The following is an 18,953-nucleotide window of genomic DNA, read 5'->3' on the forward strand; positions in this document are numbered from 1 at the left end:
ATATGCATTGCTGACTTATTAGTCAATTTCGCGGTCTGTGGCTGGGAACCCTGTCACGGGTGCCCCTATACTCCCATCATGGTGATCCGGTGGAGAAGGCAATGGAAAGTTCATTTGGCGAAAGAATGCAGAATCTGCACGCTACGCTACGCGAGCGTTTTGACAAGCTGAGTCGGGTGGCCATTGCGATTTACGATCCCCATACCGATCAGCTCAAGACCTTCGCCCACAGCACCGAGGGGCCCTCGCCGCTGGTGCAGTATGAGGTGAAGCTGAGCGATGTTCCCTCCTTGCGCTATCTGGCGGAGCACAAGCACCCCCGGGTACTTGGCAATCTCGATGCCCTGCGTGGTTCCGCGTCGGAACACAGCCGCAAGCTGCTGGAGGCGGGCTATGCCTCCAGCTATACCGAGCCGCTGTTGTTCAACAGCAAGCTGTTTGGTTTTCTGTTTTGCGATGCCATGGAGCCGGGCTATTTCGATGAGTCGATCCAAAGCGAGCTGTCGGCCTATGCCCAGATGTTGTCCGCCATCATTGCGGTGGAGTTCTTCTCTATTCAGACCCTCGGCGGCGCGCTGACCACGGCACGGGAGTTCAGTCGCTATCGGGATGAGGAGACCGCCAACCATCTGCATCGGATGTCGGCCTACTCCCGACTGATCGCCAAGACGCTGGCCCCGACTTGCGGGCTGAGCGACGAGGAGGTGGAGTTTGTCTACCTCTTCTCCGAGCTGCACGACATCGGCAAGATCGCGGTGCCGGATGCCATTTTACTCAAGCCGGGCAAGCTGACCCCGGAAGAGTTCGAGATCATGAAGGTTCACACCAGCAAGGGGCGAGAGATGATCAGCCTGATGATCAATGAGTTTGGCCTCGATGGCATTCACCACACCGATATGCTGACCAACATCATCGCAGGCCATCATGAGCGTTTTGATGGCACCGGTTATCCGCTGGGCCTGGCGGGGGAGGCGATCCCGCTGGCGGCGCGTATCGTGACGGTGGCTGATGTTTTTGATGCCCTGACCAGCGAGCGCCCCTACAAGCAGGCCTGGCCGTTCGAGACGGCGTTTGCCTATCTGGAGGAGCATGCCGGCAGCCAGTTTGATCCCACCTGTGTCGCTGCGGCCCTGCACAACAAGGCCGAGTTTTATGCCATCTATCAGCAGTATCAGGATCCCGCCAGTTCATCAGGTGTGGCGGCCAGTGGCGCAGAGCCGGGTTGAGCGCGTGTGATGAGCGTAAGGGGGAAAGAGGCGGTTCAAGCATGACGAGGAATAAATAGAGAGGGGGCACCAGCAGGTGCCCCCTCTCTTTTATGCTCTTCTCGATTTCACGCGCCCTTATTTTGCCGACCTTGTATCTGCGGCTATGGCGTTTGCGCTCAGGTTACTTTTTGGGAGTCGGTTCGCTGATTTGATAGAGGTGATCCGTGCAAGCGCTGGAGCAGCCACAGGGGCGCACCTCTTTATCTTCCCGTTTCTGGGCAAGCTGGTATTGGCGCCACCAGATGATGGAGCCCATAGCCAGGATCAGCACGAATGAGGCGAGCAGGCTCAATAACCAGATGGACATGACCTCTTCTCCCTGATGGTGATGACATGCACGGCGATGGCATCAGTGATGATAGCAGCAACCGCCCTGCTGGTTGGCGCCCTCACTGCCGTGGCAACAAGTATGGCCTTGTCGTGAGCTCTCTGCCTGATTGCCACCACTGGCGCAGCAGTGATCGGAACCACTGTTGCACCCACCGTGACAATGGGCATGACTCTGGCCTGCGACGAGGGGCTGGATGACACGGATCGCGGCCTTGCTCTGATGACGGCGAGATGGACGGCCCTGACTTGCCTCGGTGAGAGGTTGTAGATTTGCAGGGGCTAGCAGCGCGGGCAGCGGCAAGCGGGCAGAGCGGCACTGCAGCACCCGGATATTGGCCGCCAGCAGGCGACTCAGCATCAGGGCACTGTTGCAGGGGGGGGGGGTCATGGTTGTGACAGCATTCATGTCGGCTCTTCTCCACTGGTTTGGTGGTCGGGCTCGGCGGGTTGCATCATCAATGCCTTGCCCAGACTCAGACACTCCACCACCTTGTAGCGCCCTTTTTTCAGGATATTGGCCAGGGTCTGGCGGGAAACCCCCATCACCAGGGCGGCCTCCTGCTGCTGCATTCCTTGAAGGTCGACGAGGCGCAGTGCCTCGAACTCGTCAGGGGCCAGCGTGACCTGTTCCAGCTGATGCATGGGGCGGCCGTTGGGTTTGAAGCAGCTGTTGGCGGGGCGGCCACAGATCTGGCGGGCAATCTTGGGTCTTGGCATGGTGGCTCCTAATTGGCATAAGCCATTTATACGCTCATATGTAGCATATGCCAATAATTTTGTCTGATGCAGAGGGTAGCGCCAGTGCTGTTCACGGCAGAGAGGGGTAAAGAGGGGGAGGAGGAATACTAACAAAAGCAGTGAAGGGGACAGAAACGACGCAGGCCCGAACATGGTTCGGGCCTGCGGTTTTGCAGAGGATGGTCGAGCTATCCCGGCGAGCTTACGCCTGTTCGGCCTCGGCCACTGGAGCTGCGCTCTCGCTACCGTTGGCGAAGCGATCCGCCCACAGGGCGATCACGCCGTCACCAGTGACGTTGCAGGCGGTGCCGAAGCTGTCTTGCGCCAGATAGAGGGCGATCATCAGGGCGATGGAGGCTTCACCAAACCCCAGCATGGAGGTGAGCAGGCCCAGCGCCGACATCACGCCACCACCCGGCGCGCCCGGTGCGGCGATCATGATCACCCCCAGCATCATGATGAAGGGGAGCATGGTCTCGATGCCCGGAATGGCCAGATGCTCGGAGAGGAACATCACCGCGGTGGCACAGGTGACCAGGGTAATGGTGGAGCCACAGAGGTGAATGGTGGCGCACAGGGGTACGGTAAAGTTGGCGATACCGTCTCTCACCCCGTTGTTCTTGCTCGATTGCAAGGCGACCGGAATGGTGGCGGCGCTCGACATGGTCCCCAGCGCGGTGAAGTAGGCGGGCAGCATGTTCTTGATAAGCTGTGCCGGTGAGCGGCCAAGGGCCAGACCGGTGCCGATAAACAGCACGGAGAGCCAGATCCAGTGCATCAGGATCGCCATCACCAGCACCACGCCGAAGGTCTTCAGAGTGGCGAATACTGTGCCTTCCACCGTCATCTCGACAAAGACGCCGGCGATGTAGAACGGCAGCAGCGGAATGATCACTTTGGCCAGCAGGCGGTCGATGATATCACGGCCCTGATCGGCGACCCGGCGCAGATCGGTGGCCTGGGTGGCGCTGATGCCGATGCCGAACACGAAGGCGGCGGCCAGTGCCGACATCACGCCAAACAGCTGCGGGATCTCCAGATTGACGTAGGAGGCAAGCTTGATAGCCGTGGCCGTGGTGGGCTCGGCGGCGGTGGTGAACTGCGGGATCAGGTGGCTCGCCACGGTAAAGGCGAACAGCCCCGCCAGAATGGTGGAGCAGTAGGAGAGGGCCACGGTTTTGCCCAGCAGCTTGCCGGAGTTTTTCGGCAGGCTGGCGATGCCGCTCATGATAAAGAACAGAATGATGAGCGGAATGGTGAAGGTGATCAGCTGACCTATCACTGTCTTGGCCGTAAACAGCACGCGCGCCACCCACTCAGGGGCGTAGAGACCGAGCAAGAGACCGGCAAGGATGCCAGCAATGAGTTTCAGGACAAGTTTCATAAGGAAATCCGGAGTTGGTTGTATTGTCTGTTTTGTTATTAAATTTTGATATTAATCGAACTTTTTAACACGTAAGCCGTGTTATGTCTGCCTTTTATGCGTTAATGCCGAGTTAAATATTGTCGATAGCCAAGATCGCCGACTAGCAGCCGGCTTAGCATTGAATGGGAAAATCCGTGATGAATTAGCCCGTTAGGTGGCCTGATGATCGCCGCGCAGCAACATGACGTACTGGTTGGCATATTGACTTGCGGAGTCTGAGGTGCTGGCTGATACGGTTTCCATCGGCGCCAGTTGCAGCGCTATCCCGGATGTGGTGACCAGTTGCTGTAGCTCATCGTGACTTATCTTGCCGCTTGGCTGTAGGGGGAAACAGAGCGGTGCGCCCGTTTTGAGCAGGGTCGCCAGCTGTTGCAACAGGGGGACAAGAGTGGCTTCGTCGCTATCAAGTGGGCGACTCAGCCAGATGCCATCGTAAGGGAGCACCGAGTGCATCTTCGCCAGCGAGCAGACCCGCACTGCTTGCCCGGATTGCTGTGAGGCAACTCTGGCGTCGGCCAGTATCGCTTCGCAGGCGGTGACCACATACCCTTCTGCACGCAGCCAGCACAGATCCTCCCCCGTACCGCACTGACCATTGAGCAGGTGAGCGCCGGGTTTGAGGCGCGCCACAAAGGCAGCTCGAGCGTGGGCATGCTGGTCGTTCAATGGCCGGGAAGCGGGGATGGCGTCAGAGTGTGGCACAGGGGTTACCTCAAGCAGGGGGCGCACAGGGTAACAAATCGGGGCCTGACTGCCAAAGCGCGCGGTCAGGCCCCGATTTGGATGGGTGGGAGTTACCGGAGCCGGTTAGCGGCCGCAGGCAGGCCCGTGGGGGTGGGCCAGCATGGTAAACATGCTCTCTATCAGGAAGGCTGATTCGCCCTGCAGGTCGATCCGCTCCGGAAAGTGGAGCCAGTTGATGATGTAACCATCCAGGGTGCAGTGGAGCAGGGTGGCGGCGCGCTGCAGGTTGAGGTTGGCGGGCAGTTGGCCCCGCCGTACCGCATTGGCCAGGGTGGTCTCCAGGTCCCGGAAAAAGTTGGCTGACTCGCTGCGGATATGTTCGCGCAGTGAGATTGCCTCCCCCTCCAGCGATTCGAGATTGAACAGTATGGTGAACATCTGCCGCTGGGCCGGATTGTGAATGAAGCTGTGGAGTACCCCTTCGAAGAAGAGGCGCAGTTGCCCCAGCGGATCCGGCTCATCTGGATTGAGGCAGGCATCGAGCTGGTGGGCGAGGGGGCTGCAGAGCTCCTGCCAGAGCGAAATGAAGAGTTCATCCTTGTTCTTGAAGTGCCAATAGATGGCCCCGCGGGTCAGGTCTGCCGCCCTGGCGATGTCAGTCAGGCTGGTCTTGGCCAAGCCCTGGGAGCAGAACAGATCCAGCGCCGTGCTCATGATGTGGCAGCGGGTTTGCTGCGCCTCTTCTTTGGTTCGTCTGGCCATCGAAATTTGTGCCTCATGCAAGTAAAAAGTCACTTACATACATTTATGAATGTATGTATATTGCCTCATCTTTCGACTATTTACCAACAGGGCCCATGCGGCCCTGATTGTTCATTGACTGGCAAAGGCTCAGGTGTTTCATGCATAAACATATTCTTGCTCGTTCAGTTGGTCTTGCCTTGCTGGCTACAGGCTTGCTGGCAGGTTGTGGTGACAAGGGGGGCGCACCTCAGGGACAGGGCGACATGCCCCCCGCGGCGGTCAACGTGGTGACCCTGCAGAGCGGTCCGCTGATGTTGACCACCGAGTTGACCGGCCGCAGCGCCCCGTTGCGGGTGGCCGAAGTGCGTCCGCAAGTGAGCGGCATCATCCTCAAGCGCCTCTTTACCGAGGGAAGTGATGTGAAGGCGGGCGATCTGCTCTATCAGATCGATCCAGCTGTTTATCAGGCGGCAGTCGCCAGCGCCAAAGCCAATCTGGCCAAGGCCGAGGCTAACGAGCAGAGTGCCCGCCTCAAGGCGCAGCGCTATCAGGAGCTGCTCAAAGTCAAATCCATCAGCCGTCAGGACTATGACGACGCCGATGCCAGCTGGAAGCAGGCCAAAGCGGAGATCATGGCGAGCAAGGCGGCCCTGCGCACTGCCGAGATCAATCTCGGTTACACCCGCATCACCGCCCCCATCAGTGGCCGCATCGGTAAATCCGCGGTGACAGAGGGGGCGCTGGTGACTGCCCAGCAGGCTGATAGCTTGACTGCCATTCAGCAGCTCGATCCCATGTATGTGGATGTGCGTCAGTCCACCGCCGATCTGCTGCGCCTCAAGCGACTGGTCGCCGAGGGCAAGTTGACCCAGGACGAGCAGAAAGGGGCCAGGGTGACCTTCCAGCTGGAAGATGGCTCCACTTATGGCGAAGAGGGCTCGCTGCAGTTCTCCGATGTGACAGTGGATGAGACCTCCGGCATGGTGACCCTGCGGGTGATTGTGCCCAACCCTCATCAGCTGCTGCTGCCCGGCATGTTTATGCGCGCCACCCTGCAGGAGGGTGAGCGGGCACAAGGGCTGCTGGTGCCGCAAACTGCCGTGACTCGCACCCCCAATGGCGGCGCCACCGTGATGGTGGTGACGGCTGACAACAAGGTGGAGCTGCGCAACGTGCAGCTGAGCCGTGTCGTTGGCAGCAACTGGGTGGTGGAGTCAGGGCTGACCTCCGGCGAGCGGGTGATCGTGGCTGGCTTGCAGAAAGTACGACCGGGTGCCGTGGTCAATCCCGCCGAGCAGGATGCTGATGCAGCGTCTGCTCAAGCTGCGTCCAACACCCCGGCCAACAAGTAGGATGGAGTAGTCGCTTCATGGCTCGATTTTTTATAGACAGACCCATTTTTGCCTGGGTGATCGCGCTGGTGATCATGCTGGCGGGCAGCCTGGCCATCATCAAATTGCCGGTCGCCCAGTATCCGAGCATTGCGCCGCCCGCTGTCGGTATTTCTGCCAGCTATCCGGGCGCATCCGCCAAAACGGTGGAAGACTCGGTAACCCAGATCATCGAACAGAACATGACCGGGCTGGATCACCTGCTCTACATGTCCTCCCAGTCTGACTCCGCGGGGCGGGTGTCGGTGACCCTCACCTTCCAGCCGGGGACCGATCCCGATATTGCCCAGGTGCAGGTGCAGAACAAGCTGCAACAAGCGATGTCGCTGCTGCCGCAAGAGGTGCAGCAGCAGGGGATCCGGGTCCAGAAGACCTCCAGCAGCTTCCTGATGGTCGCGGCCTTCATCTCCAGCGATGGCAGCATGAACAACGACGACCTAGCGGACTATGTGGTCTCCAACATCAAGGAGCCCCTGAGTCGTCTGGACGGGGTAGGGGACATCACCTTGTTCGGCAGCCAGTACTCCATGCGGGTCTGGCTCGATCCCAACAAGCTCAACCGAGTGCAGATGACCCCGGGAGATGTGCAGGCGGCCATCAAGGCGCAGAACGCCCAGGTGGCGTTTGGCAAGCTGGGTGGCACACCATCGGTGGAAGATCAGCAGTTCACCGCCACCATCATGGGGCAGACCCGTCTCTCTACCGTCGAGCAGTTCAACGATATCCTGCTGCGGGTGAATCAGGATGGCTCCAAGGTACGGCTGAAAGATGTGGCCCGGGTCGAGCTGGCGGGCGAAAGCTATGACGCCGATGCGCTCTACAACGGCCAGTCTACCGCCGCGGTCGCCATCAAGCTGGCTACCGGCGCCAACGCGCTGGATACCGCCGAGAAGGTGCGTGCCAAGCTCAACGAGCTGTCGGATTACTTCCCGGCCAACATGGAGATCGTCTACCCCTACGACACCACGCCGTTTGTGAAGATCTCCATCGAGGAGGTTGTGCAGACCCTGATCGAGGCGATCTTCCTGGTGTTCTGCGTCATGTATCTGTTCCTGCAGAACTTCCGCGCCACCCTGATCCCGACCATCGCGGTGCCTGTGGTGCTGCTCGGTACCTTCGGGGTGATGGCGGCGTTCGGCTTCTCCATCAACACCCTCACCATGTTCGGTATGGTGCTGGCCATCGGCCTGCTGGTGGATGACGCCATCGTGGTAGTGGAGAACGTGGAGCGGCTGATGAGCGAGGAGGATCTCTCCCCGCTGGAAGCGACCCGCAAGTCGATGACCCAGATCACCGGCGCACTGGTGGGGATCGCGTTGGTGCTCTCCGCCGTGTTCGTGCCGATGGCTTTCTTCGGCGGCTCGACCGGTGCCATCTATCGCCAGTTCTCGCTGACCATCGTCTCGGCCATGGTGCTGTCGGTGCTGGTGGCGTTGATCCTGACCCCGGCGCTCTGTGCCACCCTGCTCAAGCCGATGAAACATGGCGAATTTGGAGCCAAGCGCGGCTTCTTTGGCTGGTTCAACCGCGCCTTTGATGCCGGTACCAACCGCTATCAGAGCGGTGTGCGCAAGGTGATCAAGCAGGGCGTGCGCTACAGCCTGATCTACGGTGCCATGCTGGCGGTACTGGCAGTGCTCTTTATGCGGATGCCCACCTCCTTCCTGCCGGAAGAGGATCAGGGGGTCATCATGTCCATGGTGCAACTGCCGGTGGGGGCGACCAAGCAGCGCACCGAGGTGGTGCTGGCGGACATGCGCGACTACTTCCTGAAAAACGAGAAGGATAACGTTGACTCCGTACTGACCGTATCCGGCTTCAGCTTCGCCGGTAGTGGCCAGAACGCGGGGATGGCCTTTATCAAGCTCAAGGACTGGAGCGAGCGCAAGAGCCCGGATCGCAGCGCCAATGCCATTATCGGTCGTGCCATGGGCTATCTGTTCAGCATCAAGGAGGCGCAAGTGTTCGCCTTTAACCTGCCTCCGATCCCGGAGTTGGGTACGGCGACCGGTTTTGACTTCTTCCTGCAGGATCGCGGCGGTATCGGTCACGACAAGCTGATGGCGGCGCGTAACCAGCTGCTCGGTATGGCGGCGCAGGATCCCACTTTGGTGCGGGTACGCCCGAACGGGATGGAAGACACCCCCCAGCTCGATATCAAGATCGACTACGAGAAGGCGCTGGCGCAGGGGCTATCCATCGCGGATATCAACAACACCCTGGCTACCGCTTGGGGTTCTTCCTACGTCAATGACTTCGTCGATCGTGGCCGGATCAAGAAGGTCTACATGCAGGCAGATGCCCCCTTCCGGATGAACCCGGAAGATCTGAAACTCTGGTATGTGCGCAACAGTGCCGGTCAGATGGTGCCCTTCTCCGCCTTTGCCAGTACCGAGTGGAGCTTCGGCTCGCCGCGTCTGGAGCGTTACAACGGCGTGCCGGCGATGGAGATCGTCGGTGAGGCGGCGCCCGGCAAGAGTACCGGTGATGCTATGGCCGCCATCGAGCAGATGGTGAAACAGTTGCCGGAAGGGGTGGGCATCGAGTGGACCGGGCTCTCCTTCCAGGAGCGCCAGGCCGGTTCACAGGCGCCCGCGCTCTACGCCATCTCCTTGCTGGTGGTGTTCCTCTGTCTGGCGGCCCTCTACGAGAGCTGGAGCATTCCGTTCTCGGTGATGCTGGTGGTGCCGCTCGGGGTACTGGGGGCCATTGTGGCTGCTACCCTGCGCGGGCTGGAGAACGACGTCTACTTCCAGGTCGGCCTGCTCACCACCATAGGCCTGTCGGCTAAGAACGCGATCTTGATCGTGGAATTTGCCAAAGAGCTCTACGACAAAGGGATGGGCTTGGGTGAAGCCGTGGTGGAGGCGGCGCGCCTGCGTCTGCGTCCGATCCTGATGACCTCGCTCGCCTTTATCCTCGGGGTGCTGCCGCTGGTGATCAGCTCCGGCGCCGGTGCCAGCAGCCGTAATGCAATCGGTACCGGCGTAATGGGGGGGATGATCAGCGCCACCGTGCTGGCCATCTTCTTCGTCCCGCTCTTCTTCGTGCTGGTGATGCGTTACTTCACTAGCCACAAGAGTAAAGAGGCGCGCATGGTTGCAGCAGTTGAGTCAAAAGGTGACTGAGCAAAGTAACCCCTGAAGTTCTGGGTGGCAGATCACAATAAGACAAATACATCAGGTATGACTGAGTAATAAATAGAGCGACTTGGAAAGTCGCTCTATTTTTTTTCCGTAAAAACGGTAACTTAAGCGTAATTATTAAGTTAATACTGCTTCTTTTCGAGAAATTATGTCGCCGTGAGGTGGTTTTCTATCGACTCCTTTTCAGAGGTGAGGGGCAAGTCAGTTTCTGCTGTGCAGCTCGGCTGGAAACAAGATAGAATCTGCGTCTTATAGGGTTGGATAGGTAGTGTCCGCTCTTTCTTGGTCTTGGGCCATAAAGCTGTGCTACACACCATCAAGACAGCAAAATGCTGGAGGACATGATGACCAACAGCAGACCTAATTTGGTTAAAAGCAGCAAACTGGGGGCTGTAACCCAAGGGCGGTAGCCTTGAGATTATTCAGCGATTTGCACAAATAATGTTCATTTATTGTTTTGCTGCTGTTGGCGCTGGTTAAATTGCAGTCTATTGGGTGTTTCAATAACGCATCAGTGGATAGCCAGCCTCTCTCTGATGTCATATCAACGCCTCGCAAGAGATACATATTTATGAAAATCCTCGTGACCGGTGGTGCCGGCTTTATCGGCTCTGCCGTGGTGCGCCATATTATCCGTGATACCCAAGATTCCGTTATCAATCTCGATAAACTCACCTATGCCGGCAATCTGGAATCCTTGGCCGATGTATCGTCAAGCGAGCGTTATGTGTTTGAGCAGGTGGATATTTGCAATCGCGCCGAGCTGGATCGGGTGTTTGCCTTGCACCAGCCGGATGCCGTGATGCATCTGGCCGCCGAGAGCCATGTTGACCGCTCCATTACAGGGCCGGCTGACTTTATCGAGACCAATATCGTCGGCACCTATATGTTGCTGGAAGCGGCTCGCGCTTACTGGAACGGTCTGGACGAGGTACGCAAGGCGGTCTTCCGCTTCCACCATATCTCCACCGACGAGGTGTATGGTGATCTGCCTCATCCGGATGAAGTGGCTGCCGGTGAACCATTGCCGCTCTTTACCGAGACCACCCCCTACGCCCCCAGCAGCCCCTATTCTGCCTCCAAGGCTTCCAGCGACCATCTGGTGCGCGCTTGGCGCCGTACTTACGGCCTGCCGACCATGGTCACCAACTGCTCCAACAACTACGGCCCGTACCACTTCCCCGAGAAGCTGATCCCGCTGGTCATTCTTAACGCGCTGGATGGCAAGCCGTTACCTGTCTATGGCAAGGGCGACCAGGTCCGTGACTGGCTCTACGTGGAAGATCACGCGCGTGCGCTCTACAAGGTAGCGACCACAGGCGTGGTCGGTGAGACCTACAACATCGGCGGTCATAACGAGAAGCAGAATCTGGAGGTGGTCCACACCATCTGCGATCTGCTGGACGAGATGGTGCCAAAATCGGGCTCTTATCGTGAGCAAATCACCTATGTGGCGGATCGCCCCGGCCACGATCGCCGTTATGCCATCGATGCGACCAAGATGAGCGCCGAGCTGGATTGGCACCCGCAAGAGACCTTTGAATCCGGTATTCGCAAAACTGTACAGTGGTATCTGGATAACCAGCAGTGGGTCAGCAACGTCAAGAGCGGTGCCTACCAGTCCTGGATTGAGCAACACTATTCCTCGATTGAACAGAATGATGGGGAGCGTGCCTGATGCATATTCTGCTGTTTGGCAAAAACGGCCAGGTAGGCTGGGAGCTGCAACGCGCACTGGCGCCGCTGGGGCGCATCACTGCCGTTGATTTTGACTCCACCGATTATTGCGGCGATTTCAGAAACCCGGCAGGGGTGGCCGACACTGTACGTCTGGTCAAGCCGGATGTTATTGTCAACGCTGCGGCCCACACCGCAGTCGACAAGGCGGAGAGCGAGCGTGAATTTGCCGAGCTGCTCAACGCGACCAGCGTGGCAGCGATAGCCAAAGAAGCGGAAGCATTGGGTGCCTGGTTGGTGCATTACTCCACCGACTATGTATTTGATGGCAGCGGTGAGCGCCCCTGGGTGGAAACCGATGCAACCGCCCCGCTCAACGTCTATGGCGAAACCAAGCTTGCGGGTGAGCAAGGGGCCGCACTTTGTTCCCGTCACCTGATCTTCCGCACCAGCTGGGTTTACGCCGCCCGCGGAGCCAATTTTGCCAAGACCATGCTGCGCTTTGGCAAAGAGCGTAGCGAGATGTCAGTGATCAATGACCAGTTTGGCGCTCCGACCGGCGCCGAGTTGCTGGCCGATTGCACCGCCCATGCTCTCCGCGTGGCGCAGCGCAAACCCGAGGTCGCCGGGCTGTACCATCTGATTGCCTCCGGTACCACCACCTGGTTTGACTACGCCCAGCTGGTGTTTGCCAAAGCCAGAGAGGCTGGCGTTGAACTGGCGGTGACACAACTCAATGCGGTGCCGACCAGCGCCTTCCCTACCCCGGCCAAACGCCCCCATAACTCCCGCATGGATACCGGCAAATTCCAGCGCACCTTCGATCTGGTGCTGCCGGAGTGGACAGTCGGTGTGGAGCGGATGTTGACCGAGATCCTTGGCAAGTAAATTACTGGCCAGGGATGTAGTGACTGCCTCCCTGGCTGGCAGGGATAAAACGGAAAGGTGGCCTAAAGCCATGCTTCCTCTATATAAGAAACAAGCATCATGACCAAACGTAAAGGCATTATTCTGGCCGGCGGCTCAGGCACCCGTCTCTATCCGGTAACCATGGCAGTGAGCAAGCAGCTGTTGCCTATCTATGACAAGCCGATGATCTACTATCCTCTCAGCACCCTGATGCTGGCGGGAATTCGCGATATTTTGATCATCAGCACGCCGCAAGATACCCCCCGTTTTGAGCAATTGCTAGGTGATGGCAGTCAGTGGGGCCTGAGTTTGCAATACAAGGTTCAACCAAGCCCGGACGGGTTGGCACAAGCCTTTATTCTGGGTGCAGAGTTTATCGGTTCAGACCCCTGTGCACTGGTGTTGGGGGACAACATCTTCTACGGCCACGACTTGCAGAAACAGTTGGAGGCGGCAGTGGCCAAAGAGAGCGGTGCTACCGTCTTTGCCTACCATGTGCATGATCCCGAGCGTTATGGGGTGGTTGAATTTGATAAAGAGGGCACCGCGATCTCTCTGGAGGAGAAGCCACTGGAGCCCAAGAGCAACTATGCGGTAACCGGCCTCTATTTCTACGACAACAGCGTGGTCAAGATCGCCAAGAGTCTGACGCCGTCGCCCCGTGGCGAGCTGGAGATAACCGATGTAAACCGTATCTACCTGGAACAAGGTAATCTGTCGGTGGCCATGATGGGCCGTGGTTATGCTTGGCTTGATACCGGTACCCACGAGAGCATGATTGAAGCGAGCAACTTTATTCAGACCATCGAGACCCGTCAGGGGTTGAAAGTCGCTTGTCCTGAAGAGATCGCCTATCGCAAGAAATTCATTGATGCAGAGCAAGTAAAAACGTTGGCGACACCACTTGCGAAAAATGCTTATGGACAATACCTGTTAAAGATGGTTTCGAAAGTATGAGTTGGAGTTAAGGGTATGCACCCGTTCCTGCAAAATAAACTAAATAAAATATGGATATGAAGATGAATGTAATCGAGACCACGATACCTGATGTACTTATTTTTGAGCCAAAAATATTTGGTGATGAGCGTGGCTTTTTCTTTGAGAGTTTCAACCATAAACTGTTCGAAGAAGCAGTAGGATACCCTGTTACTTTTGTTCAAGATAATCATTCTAAATCCTCGAAAAACGTGTTGCGTGGACTGCATTATCAATCATCACCACACGCCCAGGGAAAGCTGGTGCGATGTGTTGTGGGAGAAGTATTTGATGTAGCAGTGGATATTCGTGAAAATTCGCCGACCTTTGGAAAATGGGTCGGTGTTCATCTATCAGCTGAGAATAAGCGGCAATTGTGGATTCCGAAAGGGTTCGCCCATGGTTTTATAACTAGAACAGAAACAGCAGAAGTTTTATATAAAGCAACCAATTATTATAGACCTGATTTTGAACATACAATATGTTGGAATGACCAGCAACTAGGAATAGAGTGGGAGAGTGATATGCTCCCTATATTATCTCTTAAAGATAAAAATGCAAAGCCATTTATGGCAGCTAAATATTTCTGAAAATCATATCAACACATTAAATACATTATGGTGTATCTATGACTGTCTTAATTCCTGCTATTATGTGTGGTGGAAGCGGTTCAAGATTATGGCCTGTTTCACGTGAACAACATCCCAAGCCATTCATTAAACTATCGGATAATCAAAGTTTTTTACAAAAAGCATTTTTACGTGGAGCAAAATTATCAGATGTCAGTGAAGTATTAACTATTACTAATCGAGACCTTTATTTCAAAACACTAGATTCATTTAAAGAAGTTAATAGTAATGAAATTCAGACTTCATTTATTCTTGAACCTTATGGCCGTAACACTGCAGCAGCAGTAGCATCTGCAGCAATTTATGCTCGCGATACATATGGCGATGATGCGGTCTTGTTGGTCTTGGCTGCTGATCACTTGATCACAGAGCAAGTTGCATTCGATGATGCTGTTTCCTGCGCTATTGAATTAGCAAAAGCAGGACGGTTAGTCACATTTGGTATTAAACCCACAATACCTGAAACAGGTTATGGTTACATTGAAGCTCTTGGTACAGAGGTTTTGCGCTTTGTTGAAAAGCCAACATTGGATAAGGCAATTGAGTACGTTGAAAGCGGTCGCTTCTTCTGGAATTCAGGTATGTTTTGCTTTAAAGCAAGTACAATGATTGCAGAGATGGACTTGCATTGTCCGGAAGTATTGATAGCAACAAAAGCTTGCCTTGACAAGTCCGATTCGGTTCAAAGTAAAAAGGTCAAGCATATTGATCTGGACCCTGACACATTTATCCATGTTCCAGACATCTCGATAGATTATGCCGTGATGGAAAAATCAGGAAATGTTTCAGTAGTTCCATGTGACATAGGCTGGAGTGATATTGGGTCTTGGGCTGCAATAAGTGAACTACATCAAGCTGATGACGATGGAAACACCGTTCAGGGGCATGCAATTTTACATGCTACCTCAAATTGTTATATTTCGAGCGAGGATCGGGTTATTGGTGCTGTAGGTGTAGAAAACCTAGTAATTGTTGATACTGCTGATGCTCTATTGGTCGCTCACAAAGAAAGTAGTCAGGATGTAAAATTAATTTATAATCACCTTAAGACGATAAATAATGATGCATATAAAATACATCGTACAGTCTATTGTCCATGGGGACGTTATACGTTACTTGAGGTGGGAGAGCGTTTTAAAATAAAAAGACTTGAAGTTAAACCTGGGGCTAGCTTAACGATGCAAATGCATCATCATAGAAATGAACACTGGGTGGTATTATCTGGTGTTGCAGAGGTTTTCTATGAAGATCAAATTGCCTTGCTAACTGCTAACCAATCTACATATATTCCTGCTGGGCATCGTCACCAATTAAAAAATCCAGGTCTCATCGATTTAGTTATGCTAGAGGTGCAAACGGGTGAATATTTAGGTGAAGATGACATCATTGATTATTGAAAAGGAATTTAATTTAGGGGGCATCATGAATCTTACCTGTTTTAAAGCTTACGATATTCGCGGCAAACTGGGTGATGAGCTGAACACTGAGATTGCATACCGTATTGGCCGTGCAACTGCACAGTATCTAAATGCAACGACAATTGCTGTTGGAGGCGATGTTAGGCTCACGAGCGAAAGCCTAAAGCAAGCACTTGCAAGAGGGATTCTTGATGCCGGTTGTGATGTCATCGACTTAGGGACTACGGGGACTGAAGAAACCTATTTTGCAGCATTTACGTTAGACATTGATGGTGCTATAGAAGTGACGGCCAGTCATAATCCTATGGATTACAATGGCATGAAACTGGTTGGTCGTGATGCTTGTCCAATTAGTGGTGATAGTGGTTTGAATGATATTCGAGCATTGGCTGAAAAGGGTGACTTCATTGCATCCTCCCGGCAAGGAACATTGATTAAAAAATCGATACTAGATGCTTATGTCGATCATTTGCTGACGTATATAAAGCCGCATCAATTACGTCCACTCAAGCTAGTTGTGAATGCCGGTAACGGGGCGGCAGGGCATGTGCTTGATGTTATCGAGCGACGTTTCAATACCCTCAATGTTCCTGTTGAGTTTATAAAAATTCATCATGAGGAAGATGGTAACTTTCCCAATGGTATTCCTAACCCATTGCTTCCTGAAAATAGAAGTGCTACATCGGAAGCGGTAAAGTTCTATCATGCTGATATGGGTATTGCTTGGGATGGTGATTTTGATCGCTGCTTTCTGTTTGATGAAAATGGTGATTTCATCGAAGGATACTATATTGTTGGATTATTAGCAGAGGCATTTTTAGTAGATAATCCTCATGAGAAAATCATTCATGATCCGCGCTTGACATGGAATACTATTGATATCGTTGAAAAGTCTGGTGGTACACCAGTACAAAGCAAAACTGGTCACGCATTTATTAAAGAACGGATGCGCAGTGAGAATGCAATATATGGTGGTGAAATGAGTGCCCATCACTATTTCCGTGACTTTGGCTACTGTGATAGCGGTATGATTCCTTGGTTACTAGTAATTAACTTGCTATCACTAAAAAAATCCACATTGTCTAGTTTAGTTGCTGAACGTGTTAAAGCCTATCCATGCAGTGGTGAGATAAATTATAGAGTTGATAATGCTCTTGAGATAATAAAGAAGCTGGAAGAGGTCTATGCGCCACTTGCTGTCAAGGTAGAATATGTAGATGGTCTTAGTATTGAAATGAATGATTGGCGATTTAATGTTCGCATTTCAAACACAGAACCATTACTAAGGCTTAATGTTGAAAGCAAAAACGATATAAGCAAGTTAACGTCTGGTTTGAATTCATTACATAAAATGATCAACAACTTATAAGGAGAGTACTGAAAATGTCCAAGAAAGTAGCGTTAATTACTGGGGTGACTGGTCAGGATGGTTCATATCTGGCTGAGTTTCTATTAGAGAAGGGGTATGAAGTCCATGGTATTAAGCGCCGTGCATCTCAGTTTAATACACAACGTGTAGACCACATTTATAAAGACCCTCATGAAGAGAACGTTGATTTTAAACTACATTATGGTGACTTAACGGATTCATCAAATCTAACGAGAATTATAGCCGAAGTTCAACCAGATGAAGTTTATAATCTTGGTGCTCAATCTCATGTCGCTGTTAGTTTTGATTCCCCAGAATATACTGCGGATGTTGATGCGATAGGTACTTTACGCTTATTGGAAGCTATTCGTTTCTTGGGACTGACAAAAAAAACTCGTTTTTATCAGGCATCGACATCCGAACTATACGGCCTCGTGCAAGAAATTCCGCAGCGAGAGACAACACCTTTTTATCCGCGCAGCCCTTATGCTGTTGCAAAAATGTATGCGTACTGGATTACGGTGAATTATCGTGAGGCATATGGTATGTATGCTTGTAATGGTATTTTGTTTAATCATGAGTCACCCCGTCGTGGAGAAACATTTGTCACTAGAAAAATTACTCGAGGTTTGTCAAATATTGCTCAAGGCCTCGAAAAGTGCCTGTATATGGGAAACATGGACTCATTGCGTGATTGGGGACATGCAAGAGACTATGTCAAGATGCAATGGATGATGTTGCAACAAGAGCAGCCAGAGGACTTTGTCATTGCAACTGGAGTGCAATATAGTGTCCGTGAATTTATAAAAATGGCCGCTGCTGAGTTAGGTATTGAATTGAACTTTGTTGGAAGCGGCGTCGAGGAAAAAGCTGTCGTTTCGGCGATTTATGGAGATAAGGCGCCGGCATTGAAGGTCGGTGATATTATCGTATGTGTTGATCCACGTTATTTCAGACCGGCCGAGGTAGAGACTCTTCTTGGTGACCCATCTAATGCAAAAAATAAGCTGGGTTGGGAGCCGGAAACGACACTCGCAGAAATGGTAAGTGAGATGGTTGCATATGATTTGCAGCAAGCTCGCCAGCATGCCTTGCTGAAATCTCATGGCTTTGATGTTAATGTCAGTGTGGAGTGACTATGATTCCAGTATATCAACCAAGATTATCTGGTAATGAAAAAAAATATGTTAATGAATGCCTTGATTCAACATGGATCTCTTCAAAAGGTGAGTTTATTAACAGATTTGAATCTGCATTTTCAAAGTATATTGGTGCAGAAAATTGTACAACAGTGAGTAATGGTACTGTAGCACTTCATTTGGCGTTGGCTGCTTTAGGTATTGGTCCTGGTGATGAGGTTATTGTTCCTTCATTCACATATATTGCCTCAGTGAATACAATCATTCAGACCGGTGCAAAAGCAGTCTATGTTGACTCGCTACCAGATACATGGAACATCGATGTCAATGATGTAATAGCAAAAATCACAACAAAGACCAAGGCTGTCATGGCTGTGCATCTTTATGGTTTACCATGTGATATGGATGCGTTAGTCGATGTTTGTAAGAAACATAACTTGTTTTTGATAGAAGACTGTGCGGAGGCGTTCGGTACTCTTTATAAGAATAAGCATGTTGGTACATTTGGTGATGTGGCAACATTCAGTTTCTTTGGAAATAAGACAATAACTACCGGCGAAGGTGGCATGGTTGTTTCAAAGGATAAAAATGTCCATGACTTGGCATGCCACTTGAAGAGCCAAGGTGTTTCGAAGGTTAAAGAGTATTGGCATGATGCGTTGGCATTTAATTATCGCATGACAAATATATGTGCTGCGATTGGCCTGGCACAATTAGAGCAAGCAGACGAGATAATTGCAAAAAAAAGAGAGATTGCCAGTTGGTATCAGCGTCGATTAAACCATTTGCCGATAACATTCCACAAAGAGATTGAGAATACCAGGCATTCATTTTGGATGTGCTCGATCCTAGTCGAGAATGCACAAGATAGAGACTTGCTCAGAACAGTTCTAAAGAGTCATGATGTTGAGACAAGGCCATTGTTTCCTTTAGCTAATACGATGCCACATGTATTTACGGAACATAAATTTCCTGTTGCTGAAGATATCAGCTCAAGAGGAATGAATTTACCAAGCTACCCTGAATTATTGGAAAAAGATGTTGATTATATCTGCAACGTAATTTCTGATTTTTATTTAAATAAGTAATGTTAAATAAATAACCCTTCAT

Annotated in this window: 17 protein-coding genes; 11 read left to right on the top strand and 6 right to left on the bottom strand. The window is 52.7% G+C overall.

The annotated features are described in order from the left end of the window. Positions 1 to 101 precede the first annotated feature (101 nt). Positions 102 to 1,226 carry an HD domain-containing phosphohydrolase gene (locus tag G5229_RS00435; RefSeq protein WP_216951702.1) on the top strand — a complete coding sequence of 375 codons (1,125 nt, stop codon included), beginning with the start codon at positions 102 to 104 and terminating at the stop codon, positions 1,224 to 1,226. 163 nt (positions 1,227 to 1,389) lie between these two features. On the opposite strand, the gene G5229_RS00440 is transcribed toward G5229_RS00435, so the two are convergent. The 6 genes from G5229_RS00440 to G5229_RS00465 all read right to left on the bottom strand — a co-directional run bounded on the left by G5229_RS00440 (position 1,390) and on the right by G5229_RS00465 (position 5,208). After that, positions 1,390 to 1,575: a hypothetical protein gene (locus G5229_RS00440; RefSeq protein WP_421207999.1), complete on the bottom strand. Its 186-nt coding sequence runs from the start codon at positions 1,573 to 1,575 to the stop codon at positions 1,390 to 1,392. A gap of 42 nt (positions 1,576 to 1,617) precedes the next feature. Then, positions 1,618 to 2,004, bottom strand: a complete 387-nt coding sequence (locus G5229_RS00445) for a hypothetical protein (protein ID WP_421208000.1) — start codon at positions 2,002 to 2,004, stop codon at positions 1,618 to 1,620. After that, on the bottom strand, positions 2,001 to 2,315 hold the full coding sequence (locus tag G5229_RS00450) for a DUF134 domain-containing protein (RefSeq protein ID WP_005344221.1): 315 nt from the start codon (positions 2,313 to 2,315) through the stop codon (positions 2,001 to 2,003). The genes G5229_RS00445 and G5229_RS00450 overlap by 4 nt, the downstream gene beginning before the upstream one ends. 223 nt (positions 2,316 to 2,538) lie before the next feature. Then, positions 2,539 to 3,720 carry a dicarboxylate/amino acid:cation symporter gene (locus tag G5229_RS00455; protein WP_337072711.1) on the bottom strand — a complete coding sequence of 394 codons (1,182 nt, stop codon included), beginning with the start codon at positions 3,718 to 3,720 and terminating at the stop codon, positions 2,539 to 2,541. A 192-nt stretch (positions 3,721 to 3,912) separates the two neighbouring features. After that, complete coding sequence (locus tag G5229_RS00460; RefSeq protein WP_421208002.1) at positions 3,913 to 4,464, bottom strand: hypothetical protein; 552 nt, start codon at positions 4,462 to 4,464, stop codon at positions 3,913 to 3,915. A gap of 105 nt (positions 4,465 to 4,569) precedes the next feature. Then, positions 4,570 to 5,208, bottom strand: coding sequence for a TetR family transcriptional regulator (locus G5229_RS00465; RefSeq protein WP_421208003.1), 639 nt, complete (start codon positions 5,206 to 5,208; stop codon positions 4,570 to 4,572). Between the two features lie 140 nt (positions 5,209 to 5,348). Here G5229_RS00465 and G5229_RS00470 point away from each other — a divergent pair, with 140 nt between their 5' ends. The 10 genes from G5229_RS00470 to G5229_RS00515 all read left to right on the top strand — a co-directional run bounded on the left by G5229_RS00470 (position 5,349) and on the right by G5229_RS00515 (position 18,931). Beyond that, complete coding sequence (locus tag G5229_RS00470) at positions 5,349 to 6,542, top strand: efflux RND transporter periplasmic adaptor subunit (RefSeq protein ID WP_421208004.1); 1,194 nt, start codon at positions 5,349 to 5,351, stop codon at positions 6,540 to 6,542. Between the two features lie 17 nt (positions 6,543 to 6,559). Beyond that, positions 6,560 to 9,709, top strand: coding sequence for an efflux RND transporter permease subunit (locus tag G5229_RS00475; RefSeq protein WP_181222115.1), 3,150 nt, complete (start codon positions 6,560 to 6,562; stop codon positions 9,707 to 9,709). 589 nt (positions 9,710 to 10,298) lie between these two features. Beyond that, the gene (gene rfbB / locus G5229_RS00480; protein WP_421208005.1) at positions 10,299 to 11,405 is read left to right on the top strand and encodes a dTDP-glucose 4,6-dehydratase; all 1,107 of its coding nucleotides are present in this window, start codon (positions 10,299 to 10,301) and stop codon (positions 11,403 to 11,405) included. Beyond that, the gene (rfbD, locus tag G5229_RS00485) at positions 11,405 to 12,292 is read left to right on the top strand and encodes a dTDP-4-dehydrorhamnose reductase (protein WP_421208006.1); all 888 of its coding nucleotides are present in this window, start codon (positions 11,405 to 11,407) and stop codon (positions 12,290 to 12,292) included. The genes rfbB and rfbD overlap by 1 nt, the downstream gene beginning before the upstream one ends. Before the next feature lie 99 nt (positions 12,293 to 12,391). Further along, positions 12,392 to 13,270, top strand: coding sequence for a glucose-1-phosphate thymidylyltransferase RfbA (rfbA, locus tag G5229_RS00490; protein WP_216954298.1), 879 nt, complete (start codon positions 12,392 to 12,394; stop codon positions 13,268 to 13,270). 62 nt (positions 13,271 to 13,332) lie between these two features. After that, positions 13,333 to 13,878 (top strand): dTDP-4-dehydrorhamnose 3,5-epimerase, encoded by a 546-nt coding sequence (rfbC, locus tag G5229_RS00495; protein ID WP_421208007.1) that lies wholly within the window; start codon positions 13,333 to 13,335, stop codon positions 13,876 to 13,878. Between the two features lie 38 nt (positions 13,879 to 13,916). Next, positions 13,917 to 15,314, top strand: a complete 1,398-nt coding sequence (locus G5229_RS00500; RefSeq protein ID WP_108540002.1) for a mannose-1-phosphate guanylyltransferase/mannose-6-phosphate isomerase — start codon at positions 13,917 to 13,919, stop codon at positions 15,312 to 15,314. Then, a complete protein-coding gene (locus tag G5229_RS00505; RefSeq protein ID WP_302055988.1) occupies positions 15,295 to 16,704 on the top strand; it encodes a phosphomannomutase CpsG in 1,410 nt (469 codons plus the stop codon). Before G5229_RS00500 ends, G5229_RS00505 begins: the two co-directional genes overlap by 20 nt. A 14-nt stretch (positions 16,705 to 16,718) precedes the next feature. Beyond that, entirely contained in the window at positions 16,719 to 17,840 is a 1,122-nt protein-coding gene (gene gmd / locus G5229_RS00510) for a GDP-mannose 4,6-dehydratase (RefSeq protein WP_108540000.1), read from the top strand. 2 nt (positions 17,841 to 17,842) lie between these two features. Then, entirely contained in the window at positions 17,843 to 18,931 is a 1,089-nt protein-coding gene (locus tag G5229_RS00515) for a DegT/DnrJ/EryC1/StrS family aminotransferase (RefSeq protein ID WP_421208008.1), read from the top strand. Positions 18,932 to 18,953 lie beyond the last annotated feature (22 nt).

Origin of the sequence: Aeromonas sp. 602396 (genome assembly GCF_049173735.1) — a bacterium.
Lineage (GTDB): Bacteria > Pseudomonadota > Gammaproteobacteria > Enterobacterales > Aeromonadaceae > Aeromonas > Aeromonas veronii_A.

Coding starts and splice junctions, on each gene's coding strand:
- G5229_RS00475 (WP_181222115.1), top strand. CDS start 6,560: ATGGCTCGATTTTTTATAGACAGACCCATTTTTGCCTGGGTGATCGCG.
- rfbA (WP_216954298.1), top strand. CDS start 12,392: ATGACCAAACGTAAAGGCATTATTCTGGCCGGCGGCTCAGGCACCCGT.
- rfbB (WP_421208005.1), top strand. CDS start 10,299: ATGAAAATCCTCGTGACCGGTGGTGCCGGCTTTATCGGCTCTGCCGTG.
- G5229_RS00455 (WP_337072711.1), bottom strand. CDS start 3,720: ATGAAACTTGTCCTGAAACTCATTGCTGGCATCCTTGCCGGTCTCTTG.
- G5229_RS00450 (WP_005344221.1), bottom strand. CDS start 2,315: ATGCCAAGACCCAAGATTGCCCGCCAGATCTGTGGCCGCCCCGCCAAC.
- rfbC (WP_421208007.1), top strand. CDS start 13,333: ATGAATGTAATCGAGACCACGATACCTGATGTACTTATTTTTGAGCCA.
- G5229_RS00505 (WP_302055988.1), top strand. CDS start 15,295: ATGACATCATTGATTATTGAAAAGGAATTTAATTTAGGGGGCATCATG.
- G5229_RS00440 (WP_421207999.1), bottom strand. CDS start 1,575: ATGTCCATCTGGTTATTGAGCCTGCTCGCCTCATTCGTGCTGATCCTG.
- G5229_RS00470 (WP_421208004.1), top strand. CDS start 5,349: ATGCATAAACATATTCTTGCTCGTTCAGTTGGTCTTGCCTTGCTGGCT.
- gmd (WP_108540000.1), top strand. CDS start 16,719: ATGTCCAAGAAAGTAGCGTTAATTACTGGGGTGACTGGTCAGGATGGT.
- rfbD (WP_421208006.1), top strand. CDS start 11,405: ATGCATATTCTGCTGTTTGGCAAAAACGGCCAGGTAGGCTGGGAGCTG.
- G5229_RS00445 (WP_421208000.1), bottom strand. CDS start 2,004: ATGAATGCTGTCACAACCATGACCCCCCCCCCCTGCAACAGTGCCCTG.
- G5229_RS00500 (WP_108540002.1), top strand. CDS start 13,917: ATGACTGTCTTAATTCCTGCTATTATGTGTGGTGGAAGCGGTTCAAGA.
- G5229_RS00435 (WP_216951702.1), top strand. CDS start 102: ATGGAAAGTTCATTTGGCGAAAGAATGCAGAATCTGCACGCTACGCTA.
- G5229_RS00465 (WP_421208003.1), bottom strand. CDS start 5,208: ATGGCCAGACGAACCAAAGAAGAGGCGCAGCAAACCCGCTGCCACATC.
- G5229_RS00515 (WP_421208008.1), top strand. CDS start 17,843: ATGATTCCAGTATATCAACCAAGATTATCTGGTAATGAAAAAAAATAT.